This is a genomic window from Oleiphilus sp. HI0079 (assembly GCF_001635105.1).
In genome coordinates this window covers 1-766 of sequence record NZ_LWFT01001265.1, presented here as the reverse complement: position 1 = coordinate 766, position 766 = coordinate 1, and the positions used below count along the sequence as shown (strand labels likewise).

General features: G+C 42.2%; 1 protein-coding gene. It reads left to right on the top strand.

Annotated elements, in window-relative coordinates:
* Window positions 1–280 precede the first annotated feature (280 nt).
* On the top strand, window positions 281–766 hold a 486-nt coding region (locus tag A3750_RS22245), incomplete at its 3' end, for an acyl-CoA desaturase (RefSeq protein WP_197475242.1).

Genomic DNA, 766 nt, shown 5'->3' with positions numbered 1-766 from the left:
AGTGGGTCGAGACACTTATCCAGTTATGCGGATGCGCAAAAAGATTTGAGCTTGGCGTTGCAAGCCCTAAACAAAGCAGTAATCCGAGAAGGTGGTTCTTGAACATGTAAGCGTCCGAGAAGATAAAGTCCTCTTTTGTGTATTTTGACGTATCAATAGACAGAAGCAAACGATTCATAACAAAACTATGAAACACTAAACATTTGTAAGCTGGATCTATTATGGGTGTAGTCTGCTATGATGTTGTTTTTTAGTATGTCGTGTCAGGTATAAATGTTTTATGGGTAGTAATAAGGACAGCAATCAAAGCAGTAAACCAAAGATTCTCTGGGTAAATGTACTCTTCTTTTTGATTACCGGTTTGTTTGCCGTGGTGGTCGTTCCTTGGTACGGAATCGTAGAGGGTTATGATTTATTTCAAGTCGTCGCGGCTCTTTTATGTATGGGTTATTGCGGTATGTCTATTACTGCCGGTTACCACCGCCTGTGGTCGCATCCGACATATAAAACCAAGAACTGGATCAAGGTGATTTATGCCTTGGGCGGCGCTTTTGCCATGCAAAATAGTGCCTTGCATTGGTCTTCTGATCATCGTGTCCATCATCGCTATGTTGATCAGAACGATAAAGATCCTTATTCGGCCAAGAGAGGTTTTTGGTACTCGCATATGGGATGGATGCTTCGAGATTATAGTGGAGATCGCTATAACGATTACTCTAATGCGCCAGATTTAAAGCGAGATCCGATCGTGATGTGGCAACATCGT